The organism is Serratia sp. BIGb0234, assembly GCF_024809915.1.
Taxonomy (GTDB): domain Bacteria; phylum Pseudomonadota; class Gammaproteobacteria; order Enterobacterales; family Enterobacteriaceae; genus Serratia; species Serratia liquefaciens.
The window spans coordinates 484,438-510,182 of sequence record NZ_JANUEI010000002.1 but is presented as its reverse complement, the minus strand read 5'-3'; the positions used below and the strand labels follow the sequence as shown (position 1 = coordinate 510,182).

24 protein-coding genes are annotated in these 25,745 nt (G+C 56.2%); 14 read left to right on the top strand and 10 right to left on the bottom strand.

All coding sequences use genetic code 11. The features are described from left to right. The first annotated feature begins 690 nt into the window (after positions 1–690). The 3 genes from M2407_RS09445 (at position 691) to M2407_RS09435 (ending at position 4,015) form a co-directional block, all read left to right on the top strand. Complete coding sequence (locus M2407_RS09445; protein WP_044552281.1) at positions 691–1,815, top strand: hypothetical protein; 1,125 nt, start codon at positions 691–693, stop codon at positions 1,813–1,815. 228 nt (positions 1,816–2,043) lie between these two features. After that, on the top strand, positions 2,044–2,406 hold the full coding sequence (locus tag M2407_RS09440) for a diacylglycerol kinase (RefSeq protein WP_020827628.1): 363 nt from the start codon (positions 2,044–2,046) through the stop codon (positions 2,404–2,406). 145 nt (positions 2,407–2,551) lie between these two features. Beyond that, entirely contained in the window at positions 2,552–4,015 is a 1,464-nt protein-coding gene (locus tag M2407_RS09435; protein ID WP_046373189.1) for an EmmdR/YeeO family multidrug/toxin efflux MATE transporter, read from the top strand. 3 nt (positions 4,016–4,018) lie between these two features. On the opposite strand, the gene M2407_RS09430 is transcribed toward M2407_RS09435, so the two are convergent. Then, a complete protein-coding gene (locus M2407_RS09430) occupies positions 4,019–4,876 on the bottom strand; it encodes an AraC family transcriptional regulator (RefSeq protein ID WP_020827626.1) in 858 nt (285 codons plus the stop codon). 200 nt (positions 4,877–5,076) lie between these two features. Here M2407_RS09430 and M2407_RS09425 point away from each other — a divergent pair, with 200 nt between their 5' ends. Next, a complete protein-coding gene (locus tag M2407_RS09425; RefSeq protein WP_020827625.1) occupies positions 5,077–6,384 on the top strand; it encodes an alpha-glucosidase/alpha-galactosidase in 1,308 nt (435 codons plus the stop codon). Positions 6,385–6,465: 81 nt separating this feature from the next. Beyond that, complete coding sequence (locus tag M2407_RS09420; protein WP_116690215.1) at positions 6,466–7,722, top strand: MFS transporter; 1,257 nt, start codon at positions 6,466–6,468, stop codon at positions 7,720–7,722. Positions 7,723–7,734: 12 nt separating this feature from the next. Here the strand turns inward: M2407_RS09420 and M2407_RS09415 are convergent, their stop codons facing one another. Both M2407_RS09415 and M2407_RS09410 read right to left on the bottom strand, forming a co-directional pair. Continuing rightward, positions 7,735–7,929, bottom strand: a complete 195-nt coding sequence (locus tag M2407_RS09415) for a hypothetical protein (protein WP_044552266.1) — start codon at positions 7,927–7,929, stop codon at positions 7,735–7,737. Between the two features lie 321 nt (positions 7,930–8,250). Beyond that, the gene (locus M2407_RS09410; protein ID WP_259217761.1) at positions 8,251–10,626 is read right to left on the bottom strand and encodes a glucose/quinate/shikimate family membrane-bound PQQ-dependent dehydrogenase; all 2,376 of its coding nucleotides are present in this window, start codon (positions 10,624–10,626) and stop codon (positions 8,251–8,253) included. A 459-nt stretch (positions 10,627–11,085) separates the two neighbouring features. On the opposite strand from M2407_RS09410, the gene M2407_RS09405 reads away from it, so the two are divergent. Beyond that, positions 11,086–12,075: an aldo/keto reductase gene (locus tag M2407_RS09405; RefSeq protein WP_046373192.1), complete on the top strand. Its 990-nt coding sequence runs from the start codon at positions 11,086–11,088 to the stop codon at positions 12,073–12,075. A gap of 120 nt (positions 12,076–12,195) precedes the next feature. Next, positions 12,196–12,606, top strand: a complete 411-nt coding sequence (locus tag M2407_RS09400) for a cupin domain-containing protein (RefSeq protein WP_046375018.1) — start codon at positions 12,196–12,198, stop codon at positions 12,604–12,606. Positions 12,607–12,618: 12 nt separating this feature from the next. On the opposite strand, the gene M2407_RS09395 is transcribed toward M2407_RS09400, so the two are convergent. Continuing rightward, positions 12,619–12,987, bottom strand: coding sequence for a glyoxalase superfamily protein (locus tag M2407_RS09395; protein WP_020827619.1), 369 nt, complete (start codon positions 12,985–12,987; stop codon positions 12,619–12,621). A gap of 82 nt (positions 12,988–13,069) precedes the next feature. Then, a complete protein-coding gene (gene gabD / locus M2407_RS09390; protein ID WP_142814943.1) occupies positions 13,070–14,545 on the bottom strand; it encodes an NADP-dependent succinate-semialdehyde dehydrogenase in 1,476 nt (491 codons plus the stop codon). 228 nt (positions 14,546–14,773) lie between these two features. Between gabD and M2407_RS09385 the strand changes: the two genes are divergently transcribed. Next, positions 14,774–14,989, top strand: coding sequence for a glycogen synthase (locus M2407_RS09385; RefSeq protein WP_020827617.1), 216 nt, complete (start codon positions 14,774–14,776; stop codon positions 14,987–14,989). A gap of 30 nt (positions 14,990–15,019) precedes the next feature. On the opposite strand, the gene M2407_RS09380 is transcribed toward M2407_RS09385, so the two are convergent. Together M2407_RS09380 and M2407_RS09375 are read right to left on the bottom strand one after the other, a co-directional pair. Next, positions 15,020–15,940 carry a pyridoxamine 5'-phosphate oxidase family protein gene (locus M2407_RS09380; protein WP_046373194.1) on the bottom strand — a complete coding sequence of 307 codons (921 nt, stop codon included), beginning with the start codon at positions 15,938–15,940 and terminating at the stop codon, positions 15,020–15,022. 5 nt (positions 15,941–15,945) lie between these two features. Beyond that, a complete protein-coding gene (locus M2407_RS09375; protein WP_046373195.1) occupies positions 15,946–16,563 on the bottom strand; it encodes a glutathione S-transferase in 618 nt (205 codons plus the stop codon). Between the two features lie 98 nt (positions 16,564–16,661). On the opposite strand from M2407_RS09375, the gene M2407_RS09370 reads away from it, so the two are divergent. The 6 genes from M2407_RS09370 (at position 16,662) to M2407_RS09345 (ending at position 22,570) form a co-directional block, all read left to right on the top strand. Next, positions 16,662–17,561 carry a LysR family transcriptional regulator gene (locus tag M2407_RS09370; protein WP_259217756.1) on the top strand — a complete coding sequence of 300 codons (900 nt, stop codon included), beginning with the start codon at positions 16,662–16,664 and terminating at the stop codon, positions 17,559–17,561. Positions 17,562–17,722: 161 nt separating this feature from the next. Then, positions 17,723–18,517, top strand: a complete 795-nt coding sequence (locus M2407_RS09365) for an alpha/beta hydrolase (RefSeq protein ID WP_046373197.1) — start codon at positions 17,723–17,725, stop codon at positions 18,515–18,517. 3 nt (positions 18,518–18,520) lie between these two features. After that, positions 18,521–18,892, top strand: coding sequence for a RidA family protein (locus M2407_RS09360; RefSeq protein WP_020827612.1), 372 nt, complete (start codon positions 18,521–18,523; stop codon positions 18,890–18,892). Between the two features lie 59 nt (positions 18,893–18,951). Further along, complete coding sequence (locus tag M2407_RS09355; RefSeq protein WP_046373198.1) at positions 18,952–20,139, top strand: amino acid aminotransferase; 1,188 nt, start codon at positions 18,952–18,954, stop codon at positions 20,137–20,139. A 17-nt stretch (positions 20,140–20,156) separates the two neighbouring features. Further along, positions 20,157–21,557, top strand: a complete 1,401-nt coding sequence (locus M2407_RS09350) for an amino acid permease (RefSeq protein ID WP_020827610.1) — start codon at positions 20,157–20,159, stop codon at positions 21,555–21,557. Between the two features lie 140 nt (positions 21,558–21,697). Further along, positions 21,698–22,570, top strand: coding sequence for a DMT family transporter (locus M2407_RS09345; protein ID WP_046375019.1), 873 nt, complete (start codon positions 21,698–21,700; stop codon positions 22,568–22,570). 24 nt (positions 22,571–22,594) lie between these two features. Here M2407_RS09345 and M2407_RS09340 read toward each other — a convergent pair whose 3' ends face one another. From M2407_RS09340 to paaX, 3 genes are all read right to left on the bottom strand, one after another. Beyond that, on the bottom strand, positions 22,595–24,076 hold the full coding sequence (locus M2407_RS09340; protein ID WP_046373199.1) for a PLP-dependent aminotransferase family protein: 1,482 nt from the start codon (positions 24,074–24,076) through the stop codon (positions 22,595–22,597). An 81-nt stretch (positions 24,077–24,157) separates the two neighbouring features. Then, a complete protein-coding gene (gene paaY, locus M2407_RS09335; protein WP_020827607.1) occupies positions 24,158–24,754 on the bottom strand; it encodes a phenylacetic acid degradation protein PaaY in 597 nt (198 codons plus the stop codon). 12 nt (positions 24,755–24,766) lie between these two features. Next, the gene (gene paaX / locus M2407_RS09330; RefSeq protein WP_046373200.1) at positions 24,767–25,705 is read right to left on the bottom strand and encodes a phenylacetic acid degradation operon negative regulatory protein PaaX; all 939 of its coding nucleotides are present in this window, start codon (positions 25,703–25,705) and stop codon (positions 24,767–24,769) included. Positions 25,706–25,745: the final 40 nt, after the last annotated feature.

The window sequence follows — 25,745 nt, the reverse complement described above, 5'->3', positions numbered from 1 at the left end:
ATTCAATCATTTTCTTTCATTCCACAAACAGATCACCCTGGAATTAATAACCAGCATGTCTACTTAGAACTAAAGGCGAGGGATTAGCCGTGGATATTACCTGGTCTTTTTCACGTGAGGACCATGACAGAAGAACGGCGGATATAGGTGCTGTCACAGCCAGCTCCTGATATCTCCATCCTTTGCCCGACAGCCTTGACCGGGTGCCTGTTATCGACACATTTCCGGAAGGCAATAATCGGCGATTCATATGATCTGATCTTGCGCATGGCTATCTCCGTACTTAAACATATCCTAAACAGTATCCGGAAGACGGACAAAAGTGAAAGCCTCATTTAACCCCAGGGATAGAAAAAGCATTTAATGTTAAAATATGCCAATGCGTCTCCAGACCAGAATTAGTAAACTAAAAAACGATTGGTTTTTCTTTGCTGGAAATAGCACGAAATAATAAAAAGCATAATTTGCTCAGATCACTCACGCCTCTGTCTGGCATCACTTTTGATAAAGAACAGCACGTGTCAGTGGAAACTCTGCTCGGGTAACATCCTGCAGGATAATAGGTATTAATTGATTTTTCTTATCTCTTAAAGCGATAAGTCATAACCGAGAGCGGATCTCATTTCAGAAAATATCACTGGCGTTATAACGTTCTTTTTTTGAGCATGTCACTAAATTGTAAGGTTATTTATGATTCATATTGAGCAAGTCCTCGATAAGCGTGATCTTAAGGCATTTATCGCTTTTCCTTCCTCCCTGTTTCGTGACGATCCTAATTGGATTGACCCTTTGTATTTAGAGCGCGAAGAACATCTCTCTAAGAAGAATCCTGGGACTGACCATATAGAATGGCAGGCATGGGTAGCCAAAAAAGAGGGCAAGGTGGTCGGGCGGATAACCGCTCAAATTGACGCTTTGCACCGCGAACGCTACGGCGAGGATACCGGTCACTTTGGCATGATCGATGCCATCGAGGATCCGGCGGTTTTTAGCGCGTTATTTGCCGCGGCAGAAGCTTGGCTGAGGTCTAAGGGCGCATTAAAAATCACCGGTCCCTTCAGTCTTAATATCAATCAGGAAAGTGGCCTGTTGGTCGAAGGGTTTGATACGCCGCCGTCGGCGCTGATGACGCATGCCAAACCCTACTACGCAGCCAATCTGGAGCGCCAGGGATATACGCAGGGCATAGATTTGTTGGCTTATTGGATGAAGCGCACGGACCTGCATTTTTCGCCTTCCCTGGCCAAAATGATGAGTCAGGTGCGTAAAAAAGTGACCCTGCGCCGCCTCAATCGCAAAAGGTTTAGCGAGGAAATGCAGGTGCTGCGCGAAATTTTCAATTCCGGTTGGCAGGATAACTGGGGATTTGTGCCTTTCACCGAGCATGAGTTTGCCACCATGGGCGATCAGCTGAAGTTCCTGGTGCCTGATGACATGATTTATATTGCCGAGGTCGATTCAGTACCCTGCGCTTTCATCGTCGGTTTGCCCAATATCAACGAGGCAATTGCCGATCTCAACGGCAGTTTATTTCCCTTTGGCTGGGCGAAGCTGTTGTGGCGTTTGAAAGTGAGCGGGGTGCGTACCGCGAGGGTGCCGCTGATGGGCGTTCGCCAGGAATATCAATTCAGCCGAATAGGGCCGATTATTGCACTATTGCTGATCGAAGCGTTACATGACCCCTTCGAGAAACGCGGTATTGATGCGCTGGAGATGTCCTGGATATTAGAGTCGAATACCGGCATGCGCACCATCCTGGAGCGAATTGGCGCGGTGCCTTACAAGCGTTATCGCTTATATGAAAAACAACTCTAACCCCTCGGCAAGACGCTGATTTTATCGGCCCTTCACAGGATGTAAAACGCACTGCGCTCAGAGAATACCTATGGCCAAAATTGCCTTTTGGTTGTTGGCGATTCAACGTTGCCGGAAAAACAATGTCACACGGGTGATTATTTAATTTCATTAACCAATTTCGTTATAAGTTACTGTGCGTTATTGATTGGTATTAAAAATCACCCGGTTTTTATAAGAGTAAGATGCATGTCCTTTGAAAAGAAAAAAGGAATAAATCGCTTAATAAGTAGCATAAAAAACTCACTGGCGGGCCTTGTTGATGCCGTTTTTACCGAAGATGCTTTCCGTCAATTGCTGGTGATTAACGTAATATTACTGGTTGTTACATTTACTTTAGATATTACAAAAGTAGAAAGGATGTTATTGATTGCCAGCAGCTTCATTTTACTGGTTGTTGAGTTGCTTAATACTGCCATTGAGAGCGTTGTCGATCGCATTTCTCTGGAGATACATCCCTTATCCAAGCGGGCCAAGGATTTGGGCGGTGCTGCGCAGTTGGTTGCGGTGGTGATGACGATAATGCTTTGGCTGGTGGTCTTGTTGGGCTGATTAATACCCTCGGGGCACCCGGGTTTTCCGGAAGAAACGCCAGCTTTCGGCTGCCTTCATCAAGGAAGCAAAATATTCTTTGCAGGATAACGTTCTGTCGCTCATTATTTGAAATGTTGTTTCACTTTTATCTCATGAGCCGATCTTGAACTTATACGCCGCCCTGCGCCAGCGCGTGGAAAATACGCCCTGGTATCCTAAACGCAAAAGCTATCGCGTGCTGTTTTGGCGTGAGATCACGCCGCTGGCGGTGCCGATCTTTATGGAGAACGCCTGCGTCTTGCTGATGGGGGTGCTGAGCACCTTTTTGGTGAGCTGGATCGGCAAAGAGGCGATGGCCGGGGTGGGGCTGGCGGACAGCTTCAACATGGTAATCATCTCGTTCTTCGCCGCGGTGGATCTGGGCACCACGGTGGTGGTGGCTTTTAGCCTCGGCAAGCGGGACAGAAAAAGAGCGCGAGCGGCTGCACGCCAGTCGCTGGTGCTAATGACCCTGGTGGCCTTTGCCTTGGCGATCGGCATTCATTTGGCGGGCGAACAGATTATTGATGTGATCGCCGGTGCCGCCACGCCGGAGGTAAAGGCGTTGGCGCTGTCTTATCTGCAAACCACGGTGTGGAGCTACCCGGCCGCCGCCATTGCGTTGATTGGCAGCGGGGCGTTGCGCGGTGCAGGCAACACCAAAATCCCGCTGTTGATCAACGGCGGCATGAATATTCTGAATATCATCATCAGCAGCATACTGATTTACGGCATGCTGGGCTGGCACGGGCTGGGGTTTGTCGGGGCCGGGCTGGGGTTAACCATTTCCCGCTATATTGGCGCCCTCGCGATCGTTTATGTCCTGATGATCGGCTTTAATCCGGCGCTGCACATCACGCTGAAAAGTTACTTTACCCCGTTGAAGCTGACCATCCTGTGGGAAGTGCTGGGGATAGGTATTCCTGCCAGCATCGAATCGGTGTTGTTCAACGGCGGCAAGTTATTGACCCAAATGTTTGTTGCCGGCATGGGCACCAACGTTATCGCCGGCAATTTCATCGCTTTTTCTGTCGCGTCGTTGATTAACCTTCCGGGCAACGCTCTGGGGTCGGCATCGACCATTATTGTGGGAAAACGGCTGGGCAAAGGGCAAATAGCTCAGGCGGAGCGCCAATTGCGCCACATTTTCTGGCTGGCAACGATAGGGCTGACGGTGATTGCCTGGGGCACGGCGCCCCTGGCGGGGGTATTCGCCTCGTTTTATACCCAACAAGACGACGTGAAGGAGGTGGTAAAGGTGTTGCTCTGGCTCAATGCCGCCTTTATGCCTATCTGGGCGGCGTCATGGGTGTTGCCCGCCGGTTTGAAGGGCGCGCGCGACGCCCGTTTTGCGATGTGGGTGTCGATGCTGGGCATGTGGGGTTGCCGCGTGGTTGCCGGTTATACGCTGGGCATCATGCTGGGCATGGGCGTGGTTGGCGTCTGGCTGGGGATGTTTATGGATTGGGCGGTACGCGGTGTCTTGTTCTACTGGCGTATGGTCAGCGGACGGTGGCTGTGGAAATACCCGCGCATAAAATCGAACTCGCTGGCGGAAAATATCCGCGCAGAGAAAAGCGGCGAGTAAGGATCAGGCGTTCGCTGTTACTTCGCCCGGCACCGATGATGCCTGACTATTCTCCAGACGCCATTTGGCCGGCGAGAGGCCGTGGACCTGTTTAAAGGCCTTGGAGAAGTGCAGTTGGTTTTCATACCCCACCGAAATTCCCACCACCTTGATTGACGTCTGGCTATTGCACAGCAGGCTGGCGGCGATGTTCATGCGGAAGTTCAGCAGATATTCCTTTGGCCCAATGCCGTAAGTGCCTTTAAACAGCCGACACAGGTAACTGCGGTTGATGTTGCAGTAGGCGGCCAGGCGTTCAATGGTGAGGGGTTCATGGTAGCGGTTTTCAATGAGTTTTACCGCCTTGCGCAGATGCTGCGCCTTGTCGCTTGGCGGCTCGGCGATGCTTTGCAAAGCGTTATCAATCAGCGAAGAAAAAAACAGATAGCTCAGGCCCAGCGTTTTTAACCGATGTTCATCACCATGGCTAATGAGTTGCCGCAGATAGCGCAGCGCCAGAGGGGCGTCTTCGTTCTGGCGGGGACGATAAATCGGCAACTGGCGGCTCAGGCGGCACTCTTCAAAAATCTTGCCGGCCACCAGCCCGTCGACTTCCAGCCACATATAATGCCAGGGATCTTTAGAGTCGGCGCGGTAGGTAGTCACGTCGTGCGGGTGGATCAAAAAACCTTCTCCGGCCACCACCGGAAAAGAGCCATATTCGCTGCTCAGTACTCCGGTACCGCTTATCACATAATGAAATAAATAGTGTTGGCGTACCGCCGGTCCAAAGCTGTGCCCCTTGTCACAGTTCTCCTCGCCATACTGGTACAGGTTCAGCTCGATATTGTCGGTACGACTCAGAGTAAAACTCTTATGCATCAGTCATGGCCCCTGTGTTTTCGCTTACTGTAGCAGTGTAGTCGTGGCACGGCGGTGGGGCGATCTTCAGATCCAGACCTGGCTCACAGTTTTCATGCTGCGTCATTTTTCGCCATAACAAGGTCACATTTATCCCTATATTGCGAATGCGTTGCCGCGTAGTTTCAGCTTATCGAAAACCACAGCAGCGGAGAAATACGATGATTAAAGTGACTTTTATGGGAGCAGGCAGCACCATTTTCGCCAAGAACGTTCTCGGCGACATCATGGCAACGCCAGCCCTGAAAGAGGTGGATATTGCGCTGTACGACATTGACAGCGCTCGTCTCAATGAATCTTTCGCCATGCTGAGCAATATCAACCGCAATATTAATGCGGGCAGGGCGAAGATCACCCCTTATCTCGGGGTAGAAAACCGCCGGGCGGCACTGAAAAACGCTAATTACGTGGTAAATGCCATTCAGGTCGGCGGCTACGATCCCTGCACCATCACCGATTTCACCATCGCCAGAAAGTACGGCCTGCAGCAGACCATTGCCGATACCCTGGGCATCGGCGGCATCTTCCGCGCGCTGCGTACCATTCCGGTGCTGTTTGACTTTGCCCGGGACATTGAGGCGGTCTGTCCGGATGCCTGGTTGCTGAACTACACCAACCCAATGGCGGCCTTAACCGGAGCCATGCTGCGCCATACCGGGGTGAAAACGGTGGGGTTATGTCACAGCGTTCAGGTGTGTGCGGAGACCTTGCTGAAAAGCGTCGATATGCCTACCGACGACGTACAGTTTCACATTGCCGGCATCAACCACATGGCCTGGCTGCTGGACGTTCGCCGTCACGGCGAGGATCTGTACCCGGAAATCAAACGTCGCGCCAACGCGCTGCAGGGCAAGCATGACGACATGGTACGCCATGAAATCATGAAAACCTTTGGTTATTACGTCACTGAATCTTCCGAGCATAATGCCGAATACATGCCGTATTGGATTAAACGTCATTACCCGGAGCTGATTGAGCGCTTCAATATTCCTCTCGACGAGTATCCGCGCCGTTGTATCGAGCAAATCGACCAGTGGCAGCAACGCAAGCTGGCGTTGACCCACGACGCTAACCTGACGCATTCCCGTACCCACGAATATGCCTCGTACATTATCGAAGCGATGGAGACCGACCGGCCGTACAAGATTGGCGGCAACGTGCTCAACACCGGTCTCATCACCAACTTGCCGGCAGAGGCCTGCGTAGAAGTGCCTTGTCTGGTGGATGGGCAGGGGATCAGCCCTTGTTACGTTGGCCATTTACCCGAGCAACTGGCGGCGCTGAACCGCACCAATATCAATACCCAGCTATTGACCATTGAAGCGGCGGTGACCGGCAAACGCGACGCGATTTACCATGCGGCGCTGTTGGACCCACATACCTCCGCCGAGCTTTCCATTGATGATATACGTAAGCTGTGCGACGAGCTGATTGAGGCTCACGGCAGTTGGCTCCCTGCCTATCACTGATCGTCGAATTTAACCGTATCTCCTCCTCAAAACGCACAAGGCGCGGGGCTTCCTGCGCCATCAAAAATAGGGTGGTGAGCCATGTTTTATTTGAGAAACAAGAATTTTTGGATCTTTGGGGCCTTCTGTTTTTTCTACTTTTTCATCATGGGGGCGGTGCTGCCGTTCTTTCCTATCTGGCTGCATGACGTCAACCAGCTTGACCAGCAGCAAACCGGGTTGGTGTTTGCCTGCATGGCGCTGTTTGCCCTGGTGTTTCAGCCGATTTTCGGTTTCGTCACCGACAAATTTGGCCTGAAGAAACATCTGCTGTGGATGATCATCTTCCTGCTGCTGTTTCTGGCGCCGCTGTTTATTTATGTGTTTTCGCCGCTGCTGCAAAGCCATTTTGTTTGGGGGGCCTTGCTGTGCGGGGTTTACCTGGGGCTGGTGTGCAGCGGCGGTTCACCGGCCATTGAAGCTTATATCGAAAAAGTGAGCCGACGCAGTCAGTTCGAGTATGGGCGCGCCCGGTTGTTCGGCTGTATCGGCTGGGCCATATGCGCCTCGATCGTCGGCTATATGTTTACCATCAACAACCAGTTCGCGTTTTGGTTGGCCTCCAGCTTTGCGCTGATCCTGGCCGGTTTGCTGTATTTGTTTAAACCCGATCAGAGCAGCACGCTGGCGGTGGCGGACGGCTTGGCGTTAAACCACAAACCCATCAAGTTAAAGGCGGCGTTGAACCTGCTGAAAATGCGCAAATTCTGGTGTCTGGTGATGTATATCGTGGGCGTGGCCTGCGTGTATGACGTCTTTGATCAGCAGTTCGCCAACTTCTTTACGTCGTTTTTCAGCGACCGACATGCAGGAACGCAGGCGTTTGGTTATGTAACGACGCTGGGCGAGTTTCTTAACGCTTTCATCATGTTCTTTGCGCCGTTGATCATTAATCGCATTGGCGGCAAGAACGCGCTGTTGATAGCTGGGGTGATTATGTCGGTGCGGATTATTGGTTCATCGCAGGCGGATTCGGTCACCGCGGTCATTATTCTCAAAACCCTGCATATGTTTGAGGTGCCGTTCCTGTTGGTGGGCATTTTCAAATACATCACCACCCAGTTTAACGTTAACCTTTCGGCGTCGATATACCTGTGGGGCTTTTGCTTCTTCAAGCAGCTCTCGGCCATCGGTATGTCCTATGCGGCAGGCCTGATGTACGTCAATTACGGTTTCAAAACCTCTTACCTGATCCTCGGCTGCATTGCGTTGCTGTTCACGTTGATTTCAGCCTTTGCCCTTAGCGGTAAGGTCGCGGTAGTCAAGCAGGAGGGCACACTGCCAGTTGCGGCGAATTAGTGCCGGCTCAACTCAATACAGCAGCGTCATAAGGCTAAAAAACAGCAGCGTCAGGACAATGATAAACCCGGTTTGCAGCGTCTTGCGCATCAGGCGACTGTGGCCCCAGCGGGTGGCGCTCAGACGACTATCGATGGCGAACAGTGCCGGAACCATCAGCAGCACGTAAATCAACATCAGCATGGCGGTTAACGGCTGTTGGCTCATTCTGGCGTCTCCGTGCTGAGGTAGACCGGGGGTGCCCGCAGGGGGGCGATGCTGCTTTCTTGCCGGTGTTTGTGCTCGACCATGTGCCTCCAAATAGGGCCGCCCGAAGGCGGCCGCCGGTTACTGCTTGCGATATGAAGATGATTGTCGGCCACTGCCGGGGCCAACGCAGATATAATATTGCGAATGATAATCATTATCAATAGTTGGCGTGAAATTTTATTGCAGGATGAGGATGGGCGGTGGGAAAGCTTTTACTGTGGTTTTAAAGTGACAGAGCACGCCATCCGGCGTGCTCTGTGACAAGACTATCCTCTGCGATTATTTCTCGTCTGGCAAGGCGTAAGCGACAATATAGTCACCCAGCTTGGTGCCGAACGAACCATGACCGCCGGCGGAAATCACCACGTACTGCTTGCCGTTGACCTCATAGGTCATTGGCGTTGCCTGGCCACCGGCCGGCAGCCGCGCTTCCCACAGTTTTTCACCGTTGGTCACGCTGAAGGCGCGCAGATAGTTGTCCGCGGTTGCGCCAATGAAGAAGACGTTACCGGCGGTGGACACCGGCCCGCCCAACATCGGCATGCCCATTTTGAACGGTAACGGCAGCGGAGAACTGTCGCGTACGGTACCGATACGTTTTTTCCACACGATGTCGTTGGTTTTCAAGTCCACGGCGGAAATATAGCCCCAGGCCGGCTGTTTGCACGGCAGGCCAAACGGCGACAGGAACGGATTCAGCGTTACGCCGAACGGCACGCCATACTGCGGTTGAACGCCGGACTCGGTGCCGGATCCGCCTTTGTCATTTTCGTCAGGCTCGATCGGGTTGCCCGGACCGCGTGGGATCAGTTTGGAAACAAACGGCAAGGCGATAGGGTTGGCGATAGCCACCTGACGGTCGGTATCTACAGACAGACCACCCCATTCGAACATGCCCAGGTTACCCGGGAACACCAGCGTGCCCTGCTCGGAAGGCGGCGTGAAGGTGCCTTCGTAACGCAGGCTGTGGAACATCACCCGGCAAACCAGTTGGTCATAAATGGTGGCACCCCACATGTCCGCGCCGGTCAGCTTTTTCTCTGGACGGAAAGTCAGTTCAGAGAAAGGCTGGGTCGGTGACAGACGGTCGCCCTTGGCTGGCCCCTGAGGAACCGGTTTTTCCGGCGCCGGAACCACCAACTCGCCATTGGTGCGGTTCAGAACGAAAATGTTACCGGTTTTGGTCGGCACATAAATCACCGGCACCTTGTTACCGTTTTTATCGGTAATGTCCGCCAGCGTCGGCTGTGCCGGTACGTCCATATCCCACAGGTCATGGTGCACCGTCTGATAGAACCAGACCAGTTTGCCGGTGGTGGCGTTCAGCGCCAGCAGGCCGCTGGCATAACGCTCCATTTCCGGCGTGCGATCGCCACCCCAGATGTCCGGCGTGGTGACGCCCATCGGCAGGTAAACGATATCCAGCTTGGCATCGTAGGCTGAAGGGGCCCAGGAGTTAGGGGAGTTCGGGGTGAAGTGGTGCTCGTCCGCCGGAATGGTGTTCGGATCTTTCGCGCCCGGATCGAAGGCCCACAGCAGCTTGCCGCTGTTGACGTCAAACCCGCGGATCACGCCCGAAGGCTCGCGGTTGGAGTAGTTGTCGGTCACTGCACCGGCTATCACAATCACCTTGTCGGTGATCACCGGCGGCGACGTTGGCTCATAATGGCCCGGCGTCGCATACGGCATATTGCTTTGCAGGTTGAGCTCGCCGTTATTGGCGAAGTCGGCGCAAGGCTTGCCGCTATCGGCATCCAGAGCGAACAAACGACCGTCATTCACCGGCAGGATAATGCGTCGTGCGCACAGCGCCGGGGAGGCATCTGCGGCTGCACCTGTGGCGGCAGGCGTTTCATGATACGAAACGCCACGGCAGGTGATGTGCTGGAAGGTCGGGTTAAATTTCAACTGAGGATCGAACTGCCACTTTTGCTTGCCAGTGGCGGCATCCAGTGCGAACAGCTTCTGGTGCGGGGTGCACAGATAGAGCGTGTCGCGGATTTTAATCGGGGTCACTTCGTTGGTGATTTCCCCCGGATCGTTGGCGGTTTTCAGGTCGCCGGTCTGGAAAGTCCAGGCTTCCTTGAGTTTGCCGACGTTCTTATCATTGATTTGGCTCAGTGGAGAGTAACGCGTGCCTTCCTGGGTGCGTCCATAGGCCGGCCAGTCGGCGTCTGACGCCTGAGGTTCGACTTTTACCTGCGCAGGTTCGAGGGTGCCGTTGATCTCTTGTGGATCATTAAACACCGCATAGGCCAGCGCCACCACGGTGACGACCAGCGCCAGGCTCAGCGCGCTGTAGGCCAGTTTGCCCCTGGCGTGCAGCTTGCGATAGATAAAAGGCAGTACCAGCCACAGGCCGAAGAAGAAGGTGACGTCCAGACGCGGCGTCAGTGCCCAGAAGTCGGGCCCCACTTCCCACAGCGCCCAAATTGTGGTGCCGAGTAAAAAGATCGCGTACAGCAACAGAGCGGTTGCACGACGGCGGACCAGTAACCAGGCGGTGATTAGCAGTACCAGGCCGGCGATGATGTAGTACAGCGAACCGCCGAGCTTGGCCAGCCAGATGCCGCCTCCCAGCAGATAGAGCCCACTCAACGCGGCGAACAGTGCCGTGATGATGATGAGCGGCGATGATGACGCTTTATTTTGCATAGTATTATCCTTACCAAAATGAAAAGTCCCCGATTTAGAGATTAAGCCATATCCAAAAAAACACGCGGTTTCTCCCCAAAAATCCATCCCCGGTGTCTGGCATATTCCCCTGTTGCCAAGGCTAAAAGGCAGCGGCAATCAAAAATAAGGCGGACAGTTTTGGACGTTGAATAAACGCTCTCGTCAGAGATAAAGCCCAAACGGGCTGAATCAGGCGTAGCCGTTTCGATGATGTTGCACGGATGTGACGGCGCCGCCCAAAGCGCGGCTAGGTTACTCTAATTATTCTGCTTTTATTGAATACCTTGTGCTTTTTTTTTAGCGCCTTGCGGGTTTATGAATTGAGCTCATAAGCTCATGCATATTCAGCGCGTAGTTATTTGCCCGGTTGCCTCTTACAGTGATCGCACCTGGTCGCCCCGCACAAGCGGTGACCCATTCGTACACATCGGAGGAAAAATGCAAAAACGTAAGCTGGGTAACAGTGGGCTGGAGGTATCAGCGTTGGGACTGGGCTGCATGGGGCTTAGCTTTGGCTATGGCCCGGCCACCGACAAACAGCAGGCGATTGGCTTGATCCGAGCCGCTGTGGATCAGGGCGTGACCTTTTTCGATACCGCAGAAGTTTATGGCCCCTTCACCAATGAGTCACTGGTGGGCGAGGCGCTGGCGCCGGTACGCGATCGGGTGGTAATAGCCACCAAGTTTGGTTTCGAACTGCCGCAGCCGGATGGCAAACAGGTGCTCAACAGCCGGCCGGAACATATCCGCCAGGCGGTGGAAGGGTCGTTAAAGCGTCTTAACGTCGAAACGATCGATCTGCTTTATCAGCACCGGGTGGATCCCAATGTGCCGATTGAAGACGTCGCCGGTACGGTGAAGGCGCTGATCCAGGAAGGGAAGGTGAAGCACTTTGGCCTGTCCGAGGCGGGGGCACAGACGCTGCGCCGTGCCCATGCGGTGCAGCCGGTGACGGCGTTGCAAAGTGAATATTCGCTGTGGTGGCGGGAGCCCGAGCAGGAAATCTTGCCGACGCTGCAAGAGTTAGGCATTGGGTTTGTTCCTTTCAGCCCGTTGGGGAAAGGTTTTCTCACCGGGGCGATCAACGAAAATACCACCTTCGACAGCAGCGATTTCCGCAATGTGGTGCCGCGTTTCAGCGAGCAGGCGCGCAGAGCCAACCAGGGGCTGGTGGACGTGCTGGGGCAGATAGCTCAGCAAAAAGGGGTCACCCCGGCACAGATAGCGCTGGCCTGGCTGCTGGCACAGCAACCCTGGATTGTGCCGATCCCGGGGACCACTAAACAGCATCGCCTGCAGGAAAACCTCGGGGCCGCGTCGCTGTCATTGTCGTCGGAAGAACTGCGCAGCATTGAAGCGGCACTCGCGGTTATTGAGGTTCAGGGCGATCGCTATCCGGCGCATTTGCAACAAAACGTCGGACGTTGATGCGGCCGTTGCCCGCGGTAGCTTTTGAACCGCCGTCACCGACCGGCGAAAAGGCGCGCACGCTCTACAATTATCCTGTCAATGTTAACGTCGGCAGCCTTTGCCGAACTGGAGAAACAAGTGAAAATTCAACGCAGCGGTTCCCAACCTTCTCGTCCGGGGCCAGAAGAGTACTTTACCGGCAAAGTTCGCATCGATGCGCCTTTTGCCGGTAGCGAACCGGCCCGCGTGGGCGGCGCCACCGTGACCTTTGAGCCCGGAGCCCGTACCGCCTGGCACACCCATCCGCTCGGCCAGACGCTGATCGTGACTCAGGGGCGCGGTTGGATCCAGCTGTGGGGTGAAGAGATCCAGGAAATGAACCAGGGCGATATTGTGTGGATCCCGGAAGACGTCAAACACTGGCACGGTGCGACGCCGGACACCGCCATGACCCACATCGCCATCGCCGAATCGTTAAACGGCAGCCCGGTAGACTGGATGGAGAAGGTCAGCGACGCGCAGTACCACAAGCCTGCCCTGAACGGCTAGCCGCCAAAAGGGTCAGGCGTCGCCGATTTGCTGGCAAAAACGCAGCCGGTTGCCAAAGGGGTCGGTGAGGTTCAGCTCTTTCCCCCAGTCGAGGGTTTCAACGCCTGGCCGGGCATAGCGGTACTGCCTGGCTGATAGCTCCTGGTGCAGCGCGTCGATATCCTCGGTGGGAATAAACACTGCGGAACCCGGCGTGCTGTCACCATAGTGCTCACTGAGATGCAATCTCAGACCGGAACGCGTGATCTGCATGTACAGCGGCAGATCTTCACTGAAACGGTGCTCCCAATCCAACGTGAAACCGAGAAAATCCAGATAAAACTCCCGGGCCTTTTCAACCGAAAAGATGCGAAGAATGGGAACGGCAGGGGATAACTCCATTGTTGACCTCGTTTAAGCGGCTGCTAAAGGTAATCAGGCTTTACCGGCCCGCGTGAGCGGGCCGCATAAAAGCAGCGGGTGGTTAGATCCCCAACCCGCCCAGGCACAGGTACTTTATCTCGAGATAATCTTCGATACCGTACTTCGATCCTTCACGCCCCAGTCCGGAGTTTTTAACCCCGCCGAAGGGGGCCACTTCGGTGGAGATCAGCCCTTCATTGATGCCTACGATGCCGTATTCCAGCGCTTCGGCAACCCGCATTACCCGGCCAATGTCGCGACTGTAGAAATAAGAAGCCAGACCGAAAGGGGTATCGTTGGCCAATTCAATGGCTTCGGCTTCGCTGTCGAAGCGGATCAGCGGCGCTACCGGGCCAAAGGTCTCTTCATGGAAGATTTTGGCCTGCCGCGGCACGTTGGTCAGAATGGTCGGCGTAAAGAAGTTATTGCCCAGCTCATGGGGCTTGCCGCCCAGCAGTATTGAGGCGCCGTGCTGCACCGCGTCGGCGATATGCTCGCTGACTTTTTCCACGGCGGCCGAATTAATCAACGGGCCGATGGTGACACCATCATCCATGCCATTACCGACTTTCAGCTTGGCCACTGCCACCTTCAGCTTTTCGGCAAAGGCGTCGTAAATACCGTCCTGTACCAGGAAGCGGTTGGTGCAAACGCAGGTCTGGCCGGCGTTGCGATATTTGGACGCGACGGCACCGGCGACGGCGGCGTCCAGATCGGCATCGTCAAACACGATAAACGGCGCATTGCCGCCCAGTTCCATACTGGTTTTTTTGATGGTCGGGGCACACTGCGCCAGCAGTTGCGCACCCACTTCGGTGCTGCCGGTAAAGGAGAGTTTGCGTACGTCCGGGTTGGCGGTCAGTTCGCCACCGATAGCCTGGCTTGGGCCGGTGATCACATTGCACACGCCGGCCGGTAAACCTGCACGTTCGGCCAGCACGGCGAGCGCCAACGCCGAGAAGGGGGTCTGACTGGCGGGACGGATCACCCCGGTACAGCCCGCCGCCCAGCCGGGACCGGCCTTGCGGGTGATCATTGCCGCCGGGAAATTCCACGGCGTAATGGCGGCGAAAACGCCAATCGGCTCTTTCTGCACGATAATGCGGCGACCGGACAGATTCTGCGGGATGGTGTCGCCGTAAACCCGCTTGCCTTCTTCGGCGAACCACTCGATGAAGGAGGCGGCGTAGGCAATTTCGCCCCGGCTTTCTGCCAACGGCTTGCCTTGCTCGGCGGTCATGATAATGGCCAGATCCTCCTGGTTTTCCATCATCAGTTCGAACAGTTTGCGCAGCTTGCCGGCACGCTCTTTGGCCGTCAGCGCGCGCCAACCAGGCTGGGCTTTTTTGGCGGCGGCGATCGCCTGCGCGGTTTCTTTGGCACCCAAGGCCGGCACCTGACCGACCAGCTCGCCGGTGGCGGGGTTGTGGATCTTGATAGTTTGGTCGCCTTTGGCCGCCAACCACTGTCCATCGATGTAGTTGGCTTCGCGGAACAGCGTGGGATCTTTCAGGCGGGCGGAGAAGTTAGTGCTCATCGGTTATCTTCCTTTTTCAGAATTCAACACGGGTTGACCTACCCCAAACGGCTACCCTTTACCCTAGCAAATTTTTCCGCCTTCATTTGCCCGATCCTTGGCAACCGATCAATTTATCGCCATTCGCACCTTCTGTACAAAAAATGCCCGCGCTCAGGCCGATACTGAAATCAGCAGGCATATGACCCTTTTTGAAATGACCCTAAGACCCTGAAAGGAGCGTGCAGCATGATGACTTCAGTGAGTCGGCACCTTGCGGCCTACAGCAGCAACATGGATTTTTTGGCTTCCAGCATTGCGCTGATGGAGTGGCAGGGGCGTGAGATCGACGCCGGCAAGGTGGCGGGCAATATGTCCGAAGCGCAAAGCCGCTTGTTCTTTGAACGCCTGAGTTATTTCCGCCAGCTTTATCAGGCCGCCGCGACGGCGGAACACAGCGTATAAATTTAGCTAACCCCGCCTCTGCGGGGTTTTTTATGCCGGCTGTGACCACACGCCGGTGCTCAGCGTGGCCGGCGAATACGTCAGATTGCGCCCGCGCCACGGCAGGGCCTGTGAAAAACGCCACGCGCTGCGGATATCGAAGCGCCAGTAACGTTCCGCCCCCGTGACTCCCTGGCCGATTTGCGCCTGCCAGAGGATCTGCGTTTCTCCCTGCAAGTGCAGAACATCACCGCGCTCAAAATCGATAAACAGCAGCGCAGCCCTGGGTTCCGCCAGCAGGTTCCCCAGCGTGTTCATATAGCGGTTGCCGCGAAAATCCGGTATCCACAGGCTGCGATCCTGAAGATGGATAAATCCCGGTTTGCCACCCCGGTGTGAGATATCCACGCCACCTTGTTCCAGTGAGCTGTGGGCGCAGCTGGCGACGAAGCAGGTATCCGCCTGGCGAATCAATGCCTGTGCCGCCGCGTCCAGCGTCGCGAGATGCTCAATCGGCGCGGGATGGGTGGCTACCGGATACAGCTCGCGTTGCTGGATATACTGCGGACAATTGCCGAAGCTCTGACTGACGGCAATTTCCAGGCGGTTTTTATCGGTCCGCGTAATGTGCCCGTTGGCTCGGTTGCGTCGGCGGTTGCTGAAGTCCAGCCCTAACGCTCCCACCAGACTCCCGGTTTGCAAGGCCGCCTGCGCCGGGTCGTCCTGGCGACGCGGGGCGCTGATGCGCAGGTGGTTGCTGTCCGGCGTGCGTAAAAATCCAGGGGGGCCATTGAACAGCGTGGCCACCGGCCAGCCCTGCTCGTCCAGGGTGGCGACGAACAGGTAAGGCAGCGCGGCGAAAAATTCGCGGTGCTGCTCGGGCATGCTGGTGTAAATGTTGCCGCCGACGCGGTCAAAACCGGCCAATGCCTGGGCGCGCAGTTCGTCAGGGTGAAACATCGGCTGGGTCATAGGATTTACCTTTGCGCAGGGTGCGGCAATGCGGGCATCGCAAAGAAACCGGGCAGTGCGGCGATGCGCGCCACCCAGCGCCGGATGGCCGGATAGGGCGCCAGGGAGATACCGCCCTCCGGTGCCACCGCCACATAGCTGTAGCAGGCCAGATCGGCGATGGTGGGCTGCTCTGTCGCCAGGTAATCACGGTCGCTCAGATGCTGCTCCATCTGCGGCAAGAAACGTGCGCTAATCGCCAACGCAACCCTATCGTCCTCCGGTGCGGAAAATTGGGCGATCAGGCGGCAGGACGCCGGACCGTAGCGTACTTCTCCGGCCGCTTTGGACAACCACGCCTGCACCTGCGCCGCCGCCAGTGGCGTCTCCGGTAGCCAGTGGCTGCCCGGCGCGTAGTTTTTCGCCAGATAAACCAGAATGGCATTGCTGTCGGCCAGCGTTAAATCGCCGTCCACCAGTACCGGGATCTGGCCGAGAGGATTAAGGCGGCGAAACGCTTCGCTTTGGCGAACCTCGGCCGGGGATTCAATAAATTCGTAGGGCAGCTCCAGCATGCTTAGCAGTAATGCCACGCGGTGGACGTGGCCGGAAAGCGGGGTGCCGTACAGTTTGAGCTTGTGCATGGTCAGACTCCTGAAGAATTTTTACCAGCATACTCTTGCAGTCAGCGAGCGGAATCCGGCAATGTAGAAATTGATAATTTCACTTTTTGGAACAGTCTATGGATCGCCTGGACGAATTGGCTATTTTTGTGGCGGTAGTCCAACACGGCAGTCTGGCGGCGGCGGGGCGCAAGCTGCGACGCTCCGCACCTGCCGTCACCCGGGCTATCGCTTCGCTGGAACAGTGCTTTGGTGCCCGATTGGTCGAACGCACCACCCGAAGGTTAGCGCCGACAGAGGCAGGGTTGCGGTTGGCGGAGCGTGCGCACTTGCTGCTTACTGACTATCAGGCCGCGGTGCTGGACACGGCGGACACTCAGCTCACCGGATTATTGCGTATTACCTCGCCGGTGCAGTTCGGGCGTAAGCATGTGGCACCGGTGGTGATGGCGTTTCTTGACCGGTATCCGCAGATGCAGATTGAAATGGTCCTCAACGATCGCAACCTGGACTTGATTGACGAGGGGCTGGACGTTGCGGTGCGCATTGGTCATTTGCAGGATTCTTCGCGGGTGGCGCGCCGGTTGGGGCAGGTGTCCCGGGTGACCGTCGCCAGCCCGGACTATCTGGCGCGGCGCGGCGAACCGCAGGAGCCGGCGCAACTGGCGGAGCATGACACCATCGTGGGTACCCAGCGGGCATCGCTGCGCGAATGGCGCTTTGGTCCGCAGGAGAATGGCGAGCGGGTGAGGCTAACGCCACGCTTGTTGCTCAATGACGTCGAAACGCAGTTACTGGCGGTGCGAGCGGGCAAGGGCATCGCCCGGCTATTGTCGTATCAGGTGGCAGACGATTTGGCCGCGGGGACGTTGGTACGCCTGTTACCGGCGTTTGAACCTTTGCCGATGCCGGTGCAGTTGGTGGCGCAAAACATGCAGCGCATGCCGCTCAAGGTACGCACCTTCTGGGATTATGCCTGGCAGGAATTAAGCCAATTAGCGCAAATTCAGGCGCGATAAAAATAGGTATTGACGCCAAATAAGTTTCACTGGTTAAACTTATTTGGCGCGAAAAAAGATTTATATTACCGGGCGCGCATTGCTGTAACGCCTCTCTTGACAATATTTTGACGACTGCTAATAGTTAACGCATATCTTAAATAATAAACGAAGTTTAATATATGAAACTTGTTGCGGGGAGTTACGACAACGGTAGCACGGTGGATAATGAAGATGAGATACTCAACTCATTTCAAATTCGCAGCCAGGCGGTTTATCAAAAAACTCGCAATGAGTGCAATATTGCCTATGGAAATTCACCGCGAGAAGTTTTTGACTGGTTATATTCCGACAAGCCGGGTAAAGGGACCTTAATATTTATTCATGGTGGCTATTGGCAGTTTTGTCGTAAGGATGATTTTGCTTTTATTGCGCAGGTGCCGTTGTCGTTAGGTTTTGACGTCGTGCTGGTGGAATATACGCTGGCGCCCGAGGCCCGGCTTGACGATATTTGCCGGCAAACCGGTGCGGCGCTGGACGCCATTCAACAACGGCTTTCCGTCTGTCAGCCGGCGCCAGTGTACCTGTGCGGCCACTCTGCCGGCGGGCATCTGGCCAGCGTCTGGCAGCATCACCCGGTGGTCGACGCGACCTTACCGATCAGCGGCATTTTCGAACTGGAGCCGCTATTAAACACCTACGTTAACCGACGACTGCAGTTGACCAAGCAACAAATTACCCAACTGAGTCCGGTGCGGCATATTCCGCAGCGTATCAAGCCGATGACGCTGTTTTACGGTGCCAATGAGCTGCCGGAATTGATTGGTCAGTCAAGGCACTATTACGCTGCGCTGAAGGAAAAAGGCCAGCCTGTCACCCTGGTCGCCGTCGCCGGCGCCAACCATTATAACGTGCTGGATGCCTTGTTCGCCTGGGATGGCGCCCTGACTCACCTGCTAACCACTACGGGGAAATAAACCATGCGCACCATCATTGACACCGGCCTGCCGGAAATCGGTCAACCTTTCTCCTGGGCCACTCAGGGCGGCGGCATGTTGTTCACCGCCCATGGCCCGGTCAGAGCCGACGGCAGTATTGAAACCGGCGCGCCGGAAAAGCAGATCGCCCTGACATTCGATAATTTGGCTCAAACCCTGAAAGCGGCAAATAGCCACAGCGATAAGGTATTACAGGTCATTATTTATCTGACCGATGTCAATGACGTTAAATTACTCGATGAAATTTATAAAAAATACTTTAACTTCCCTTATCCCAATCGTTCAACGGTGATAGTCGATAAACTGGTGGTGCCCGGCATGAAAATAGAAATAACCGTTAGCGCCACCGTCTGATTTATCTATTACTTAATTCCCACCTGCTCATTCATTCAATAATGAATAAAGGAATCGCTATGTTTAATCACATTGGCCGTTCGCCGGCCGATCCTATTATGTCGTTGATGGAAGCTTATTTACAGGATGGAAATAGCCAGAAAGTGAATCTGGGCATTGGTCTTTATTACGATCGGCAGGGCAGGATCCCGCTGATGCAGGCGGTAGAGGCGGCGGAGCAGCGCCTGCTTGAGCGGCGCAGCCCGCACGGCTATCCGCCAATCGAAGGTTCAGCGCTGTTTGCCCAACAGGTGCAGGCATTGTTGTTTGGCGAGGCGGCAACAGCGTCGATAGCTACGGTACAAACCGTCGGCGGCTCCGGTGCACTGAAGCTGGCGGCGGATTTTATTCATCACTTTCTGTCGCGCCGTGACATCTGGGTCTCTGATCCCACTTGGGCCAATCACTGGGCCATCTTTGAGGGGGCCGGGCTCACGGTGCACACCTATCCGTACTTCGATGAGGCCAACGGTGGGCTGCACTTTGACGCGATGCTGGATACGTTAGGCAGTCTGCCGGAAGGCAGCGTGGTGCTGCTGCACCCCTGCTGCCATAACCCGACCGGCACCGATCTCAGCCAGGCACAGTGGCGTGCCACCCTCGAAGTACTGCAGCGCCGTCGCCTGTTGCCGTTGTTCGATATCGCCTACCAAGGGTTTGGCGAAGGGCTGGATGAAGACTGCTTTGCCCTGCGTGAGGCGCTGAAAACGGATCTGGAATTTATGGTCGCCAACTCATTTTCGAAAAATGTCGCCCTCTATGGTCAACGGCTGGGTGGGCTTTCGGTTCGTTGCGCCGGCCCAGAGAGTGCGGAGAACGTCAAAGGCGCATTAAAAACGCTGATCCGCCGCAGTTACTCCTGCCCGCCGACCCATGGCAGCCAGATTGTGGAAAACCTGCTGACGGACCCCGATTTGCGTCAACAGTGGGAGAGCGAACTGGCAGGCATGCGTCAACGCATTCAACAGATGCGTCAAATTCTTTCCGCCGGCTTGGAGCAGGGGGGATCGCAACTGGACTACCGTCGCATCCGTGACCAAAAAGGGATGTTCAGCTACACCGGCCTGAACCCCCAGCAGCTTGAACGACTGCGGCAACATTACGCCATCTATCTGGTGGCGCCTGGTCGCATGTGCCTGCCGGGCCTGAACCAAAACAATGTCGACTACGTTACTGCCGCCATTCTGGACGTCACCCGCACTGCATGAAAAGGTAGGAGACTGCTATGAAACAGATAAAAGGTTTTGACGAAATCGCCCGGCGGCAAGGCGGGTTGCAGAAACAGCTCACCGCCGGGCAGATGTCGATGCTGGCGATCGGCGGCGCTATCGGTACCGGGCTGTTTCTCGGCAGCGCCTATGCCATTCAGATGGCCGGGCCCAGCGTATTGCTGAGCTATTTTATCGGCGGCATCGTGGCGTTATTACTGATGGGATGCCTGGCGGAAATGACCTCAGAACACCCGACGCCGGGCTCGTTTGGCGACTATGCCGAATTTTACATCAGCCCGCTGTTTGGTTTTCTGGTGCGTTATTCTTACTGGTCCTGCGTGGTATTGGCGGTGGGGACCGAGGTGACAGCCATCGGCATGTATATGCAGTTCTGGTTCCCGACCACGCCAATTTGGCCCTGGGTGCTGTTGTTCTCTGCGGCGGTGATCCTGATTAACGTGATTGGCGTTAAATCGTTCGGTCAGGTGGAATATGCGCTGTCGACCATCAAGGTGGTGGCCATTGCCGCCTTTATCGCCATCGGCATCGGTATTCTGATGTTTTCTGCCAACCCGGCCTTTGGTCTGCAAAACTTTACTGCCAACGGTGGCTTCTTCCCGTTTGGCGTGAAAGGCATGTGGTTTGCGGTGATCGTGTCGATTTTCAGCTACCTGAGCATTGAGATGATCGCCGTCGCCGCCGGTGAGGCCAAGAACCCGGTAATTGCGGTAAAAACCGCGTTCAAGGGCACCATTTTACGACTGTTCATTTTCTACATGCTGTCGATTGCGCTGATGCTGGCGATCGTTCCCTGGCGGCAGTCCGGTACCGGCGAAAGCCCGTTCCTGGTGGCGATGAACGTCATCCACCTGCCTGCCGCCGCCGGTATCTTCAACTTTATCGTTCTGGTGGCCGCGCTGTCGGCGATGAACAGTCAACTGTATATCACCACCCGCATGATGTTCTCGCTGTCACGCGCTGGGCAAGCTCCGGCTGCGCTGGGCCGGGTCAGTAAACGCGGCATCCCGGTAAGCGCGCTGGCGATGTCCTGCATCGGCATCGTGGTGTCGATCGTGTTGAGTCTGGTCTACCCGCAAAAATCCTTTGCCGCCATGATGTCTATTTCGGTGTACGGTGCCTGCTTTACCTGGCTGATGATTTTTGTCACGCACCTGTTTTTCCGCCGTCAGCACCGGCAAACCCACCTTAAATTTCGCATGTGGGGCTTTCCTTACACCACGCTGGCCGGTGCCGGTTTGATGGCCGCGTTGCTGATCTCGACGGCGTTCACCGAATTTTTCAGGATGACGCTGTGGTTTGGCATTCCGTTTACCCTGCTGTTGGTGGCTATCTACTTCTTCTACAGCCGTCATCAGCCCGTACCCGCGGTAATGGAAACACCGAGCGTGGAGTAAACCGGTTCACTGAAAATGTGAATATGTGGCTCTGGTGATAAACCACTTTATCCGGAGAATAAGCCTTTTCTGGGGTTATGGAGTGGTTTGCAATGAGCAGTGGGACAGAAAAACGGCGCCTTATTGGCTGTAGCAACAGTATGCCGGTGGCCAGGCATTCGGCGCAGGGATGGATCAACGGCTTTCTGGGCATGTTGATTTTCAGCGGTTCTTTGCCTGCCACTCGCGTGGCGGTGCAAGAGTTTGATCCCATGTTTCTCACCGCGATGCGCGCGGTGCTAGCGGCCTTGCTGGCTCTGAGTGCATTGACGCTGATGCGCCAGCGTTGGCCGCAGCGCCGCGACCTGGCGCCGTTGGCACTCACCGCGCTCGGGGTGGTGATCGGTTTTCCTTTGCTCACGGCGCTAGCCTTGCAGCACACCACCTCGGCGCATGCGCTGGTGTATATCGGGCTGTTGCCGCTGGCTACCGCCTGCTTCGGTGTACTGCGGGGCGGTGAGCGGCCCAAAGCCGCTTTCTGGCTGTTTTCGGTGTTGGGGAGCCTGCTGGTTGGCGCTTTTGCGTTAAGCCAGGGGGCGACTGGCTCCTGGCTTGGCGATCTGCTGATGGTGGCCGCGGTGCTGCTTTGTGGCCTGGGCTATGCGGAAGGCGCCGTGCTGACGCGCAAGCTTGGCGGCTGGCAGGTGATCTCCTGGGCGCTGGTGGTGGCTTTGCCGTTGACGGCAGCGGCGGCCGTGGTGACGGCCCCGCCAGCCTGGCCACAGGTCAGCGTCGGCGCCTGGTGTTCTCTGGGCTACATTTCGCTGTTCAGCATGTGGATTGGCTTTATCTTTTGGTATCGCGGTTTGGCGCAGGGGGGCATCGCCGCCGTGGGACAGCTGCAATTGCTGCAGCCGTTTTTTGGTCTGGCGCTGGCCGGGCTGGTGCTGCATGAAAGCATTCAACCTTCAATGATTGCGGTAATGGTCGGCGTATTGGTTTGCGTATACGGCGCGAAGCGTTTTTCGCGGTAAGTATAAGACGGGGTAAGGCCTGCCTTACCCCGTAGCCAAGGCCACCAGCACCCGGTTCAGCTTTTGGGCCGCCTGATGGATCTGCTGTTCCGTGTAGCCTCCCAGCCCGAGTATCAATCCGTTTTTCCCGCTGCCGGGGCTATACATCGGCGAAAGTGCACCGACGGCTACCCCGGCCTCGGCGGCTTTACGGACAACCTGCCGATCGTCCAAATCCGCTTTTAACCACAGCAGCATATGCATGCCCTGATCGCTGGGGTGCAGAGTGGCCAGCTCGGCAGAAACCTGCGCGTTGATGGCGTCGGTCAGCACTCGCCTTTTTTCCGCATACACGCCGCGCATTTTACGAATGTGGCGATCCAGATGCCCCTGCGCCATAAAACTGGCCAGAACGTATTGATCGGCACTGGGGGGGTGGCGATCCATCAGCACTCGCGCACCGCAGAAGGCATTCACCAGGGGCTGAGGAACGATGGCGTAGCCCAGACGCAGCGAAGGGAACAGCACCTTGCTGAAGGTTCCCAGGTAGATAACCCTGGCCGGATCCAACCCCTGCAACGAAGGAAACGGGTGGCCGGAATAACGCATTTCACTGTCGTAATCGTCTTCGACGATCCAGGCCTGCTGCGCTTTGGCCCATGCCAGCAGCTCAAGCCGGCGCGACATGCTCATGGGCATACACAAGGGGTACTGATGCGAGGGAGTGACAAAGGCGGCTCTGGCCTGCGGCGCGATTTTCCTGCCTGCGGCGACCGCTATGCCTTCGCTGTCCACCGGCACTCTGGCCATCTCCCGGTCTCTGAATATGGTGTTAAAAATGGCGGTAATGCCGTGATAAGCGGGATCTTCAACCCAGGCGGTCTCACCGGCATCCAGCAGAATCTGCGTGGCGAGATAGAGCCCCTGCTGTGTACCGGAGGTGATGATCACCTGTTCCGGCGTGCAGTGCACCGAACGGGACTTGCGAACGTATTCGCATATCGCCTCACGCAGCGGCAATGCGCCCTGCGGTTCGCCATAACCGGCGGGGGCGCCGGGGCCTCTGGCGCGGATACGGTTGCCGAGCCTGCGCCAAACGTCGTCGGGCGCGGTATCGTTGATCGGTACCGAGACGGTGAAGGGGACCGGTGGCAGAGGGCGCAACTGGGCGGCAAAGTGCTCCAGGGCCAGCGCCTGATCGGAAAGCGGCATATCGCCGGCGTCCGGGTATTTGACCGGCGCGGGGACCGGGCGGGTGAGCGACAACGCCACCCGAGTACCCGACCCGGGCTGCGCTTCGAGAAATCCTTCCGCCGTCAGTTGCTCGAAGGCGGCCAGCACCGTTCCTCTGGCAAGCTGTAATGCGCCCGCCAGTACGCGGGTTGAGGGCAGCAGATCGCCCGGTTTAAGTTCGCCTTTGCCTATGGCAGCGCGCAGCGCCTGGGCAAGTTGCAGGCTAAGCTGCCCCGCATGGCGATCAAGCTCGCCGATAGCGGGGACTTCAACCGTTTTGGCCGTTCTGGGCATCTATTCCGGTCCAGATAAAAGTGGGTTAACAGGGTGTTTACTGTAAACCACTTTTGGTCTGAATAGCGGTTTTCGACAGGATTAAAGCTGGCTTTTCGGGATCAGGTGGTCGCCAAAGCTCAGGCGTTGACGGCCCGGTTCAATGGCGGTCAGTGGCGCAACCTCCTGCAGCGAGGATTTACAGCGTTCAACCAGATCGTGGTATTCGCGCGTACCGGCGACTTTCCACGCCAACTCCTGTTCGGTCAGGTCACGCAATACCCGCGCCGGGCTGCCGACCACCAGCTTATTGGCCTCGATCACTGCGGCGGCCTTGACGAATGCCATGGCACCGACGATGGTGTTTTCGCCGATCTCTGCACCGTCCATGATCACCGCGTTCATGCCGACCATGGCGTTACGGCGGATGCGGCAACCGTGCAAGATGGCGCCGTGGCCGATGTGCCCGTCCTGCTCCACCACGGTGTCCTGCTGCGGAAAACCGTGCATCACGCAGTTGTCCTGAATATTGGCACCATCGCTAATCACCAGCCGGCCAAAGTCGCCGCGCAGGCTGGCGTTGGGGCCGATATAAACCCGTTTGCCGACGATCACATCGCCAATCAGTACGGCGGTAGGGTGTACGTAACTGCTGGGATCGATCACTGGCGTCAGGCCGTCAATCTGATACACGGGCATAGCAAAGTTTCCTTATACTGTAGGGTCGCGCGGCAGGCCGCCGAAGCGCCGATAATAGCAGGCTGCCGGGGCAGGCAGAGCGCCGATAGTGGTCTCGGCCATGGCGCTGACATACTCGGTCGCTGCGCGGTCTACCCGCTGATAAATATTGATGCACAGGTTACGGGCAATCTGTCCTTCCCACTGCGCCGGCAGCAGGGCGTCCGGCAGCAGAGGATCTTTGAGCACCACGCGCCGGAAGAAGTGGATCAATAATAGCTTAATCTGGAAACAGCGCTGGGGCGTCAGCAGCGCTTCATCGGCTTCGCGCAGCAGCGCCATCAGGGGGCGGAAAGAGACGATAAATTCGTGATAATCGGCAGCGACGTCAGCCAGCGCCCAGCAGTTGGCCACCAGCTGTTGCAGGGTTTTCTCCGAGCGGTTATAGGGATAGTCGGCGCGGAAGTAGATCACCTGTTCGCTGGCGTTAAGTTCGCCGAGCAGGGCGGTGACGTCGGTTTGCGCGTGGGTGGGGGCCGCCATCAGATTGCTGGCTATTTGGCCGAAGCCCAGCCAACCCAGCTCTTTTTTCAACCGTGCCCGCTCCTCCTTTTCCGCGCTTTCCAGCAACAGCAAATCCCATTTCCCGTCCCAGGCGGGCGGTTCGCTGAGATAGATTTTCGACTCGGCATGGCGGAACTGACGCATACCCTGATCGGTCACCCGATAGAAGCTGCGACGGCCGATTTTTTCAACCTCCAGCCAGCCCTCTTTCTGCAGGCGAAATACCGAGGTGCGCACGAAGCGGTCACCAAAACCCAGGGCCTCCAGCAGCGCGCTCAGGCTGCCAAGCCAGACTTCGCCGCCCCGGTGGCTCAGCGCATCGCCGTAGAGGGAGATAATCAGCGAGGTGCCGCTGATCGGCTGAGCCTCTATAGCATGGCGGATAAACTCATCCAGTTTATGTTCCATATTTTTCCATGGGTTAGCCGACGGTGAAGCACAACATTAC

Excerpts from the sequence above, each read along its gene's own strand:
- M2407_RS09445 (WP_044552281.1), top strand. The coding sequence starts at position 691 with ATGATTCATATTGAGCAAGTCCTCGATAAGCGTGATCTTAAGGCATTT.
- M2407_RS09440 (WP_020827628.1), top strand. The coding sequence starts at position 2,044 with ATGTCCTTTGAAAAGAAAAAAGGAATAAATCGCTTAATAAGTAGCATA.
- M2407_RS09430 (WP_020827626.1), bottom strand. The coding sequence starts at position 4,876 with ATGCATAAGAGTTTTACTCTGAGTCGTACCGACAATATCGAGCTGAAC.
- M2407_RS09425 (WP_020827625.1), top strand. The coding sequence starts at position 5,077 with ATGATTAAAGTGACTTTTATGGGAGCAGGCAGCACCATTTTCGCCAAG.
- M2407_RS09420 (WP_116690215.1), top strand. The coding sequence starts at position 6,466 with ATGTTTTATTTGAGAAACAAGAATTTTTGGATCTTTGGGGCCTTCTGT.
- M2407_RS09415 (WP_044552266.1), bottom strand. The coding sequence starts at position 7,929 with ATGAGCCAACAGCCGTTAACCGCCATGCTGATGTTGATTTACGTGCTG.
- M2407_RS09410 (WP_259217761.1), bottom strand. The coding sequence starts at position 10,626 with ATGCAAAATAAAGCGTCATCATCGCCGCTCATCATCATCACGGCACTG.
- M2407_RS09405 (WP_046373192.1), top strand. The coding sequence starts at position 11,086 with ATGCAAAAACGTAAGCTGGGTAACAGTGGGCTGGAGGTATCAGCGTTG.
- M2407_RS09395 (WP_020827619.1), bottom strand. The coding sequence starts at position 12,987 with ATGGAGTTATCCCCTGCCGTTCCCATTCTTCGCATCTTTTCGGTTGAA.
- gabD (WP_142814943.1), bottom strand. The coding sequence starts at position 14,545 with ATGAGCACTAACTTCTCCGCCCGCCTGAAAGATCCCACGCTGTTCCGC.
- M2407_RS09385 (WP_020827617.1), top strand. The coding sequence starts at position 14,774 with ATGATGACTTCAGTGAGTCGGCACCTTGCGGCCTACAGCAGCAACATG.
- M2407_RS09380 (WP_046373194.1), bottom strand. The coding sequence starts at position 15,940 with ATGACCCAGCCGATGTTTCACCCTGACGAACTGCGCGCCCAGGCATTG.
- M2407_RS09375 (WP_046373195.1), bottom strand. The coding sequence starts at position 16,563 with ATGCACAAGCTCAAACTGTACGGCACCCCGCTTTCCGGCCACGTCCAC.
- M2407_RS09370 (WP_259217756.1), top strand. The coding sequence starts at position 16,662 with ATGGATCGCCTGGACGAATTGGCTATTTTTGTGGCGGTAGTCCAACAC.
- M2407_RS09365 (WP_046373197.1), top strand. The coding sequence starts at position 17,723 with ATGAAACTTGTTGCGGGGAGTTACGACAACGGTAGCACGGTGGATAAT.
- M2407_RS09360 (WP_020827612.1), top strand. The coding sequence starts at position 18,521 with ATGCGCACCATCATTGACACCGGCCTGCCGGAAATCGGTCAACCTTTC.
- M2407_RS09355 (WP_046373198.1), top strand. The coding sequence starts at position 18,952 with ATGTTTAATCACATTGGCCGTTCGCCGGCCGATCCTATTATGTCGTTG.
- M2407_RS09350 (WP_020827610.1), top strand. The coding sequence starts at position 20,157 with ATGAAACAGATAAAAGGTTTTGACGAAATCGCCCGGCGGCAAGGCGGG.
- M2407_RS09345 (WP_046375019.1), top strand. The coding sequence starts at position 21,698 with ATGCCGGTGGCCAGGCATTCGGCGCAGGGATGGATCAACGGCTTTCTG.
- M2407_RS09340 (WP_046373199.1), bottom strand. The coding sequence starts at position 24,076 with ATGCCCAGAACGGCCAAAACGGTTGAAGTCCCCGCTATCGGCGAGCTT.
- paaY (WP_020827607.1), bottom strand. The coding sequence starts at position 24,754 with ATGCCCGTGTATCAGATTGACGGCCTGACGCCAGTGATCGATCCCAGC.
- paaX (WP_046373200.1), bottom strand. The coding sequence starts at position 25,705 with ATGGAACATAAACTGGATGAGTTTATCCGCCATGCTATAGAGGCTCAG.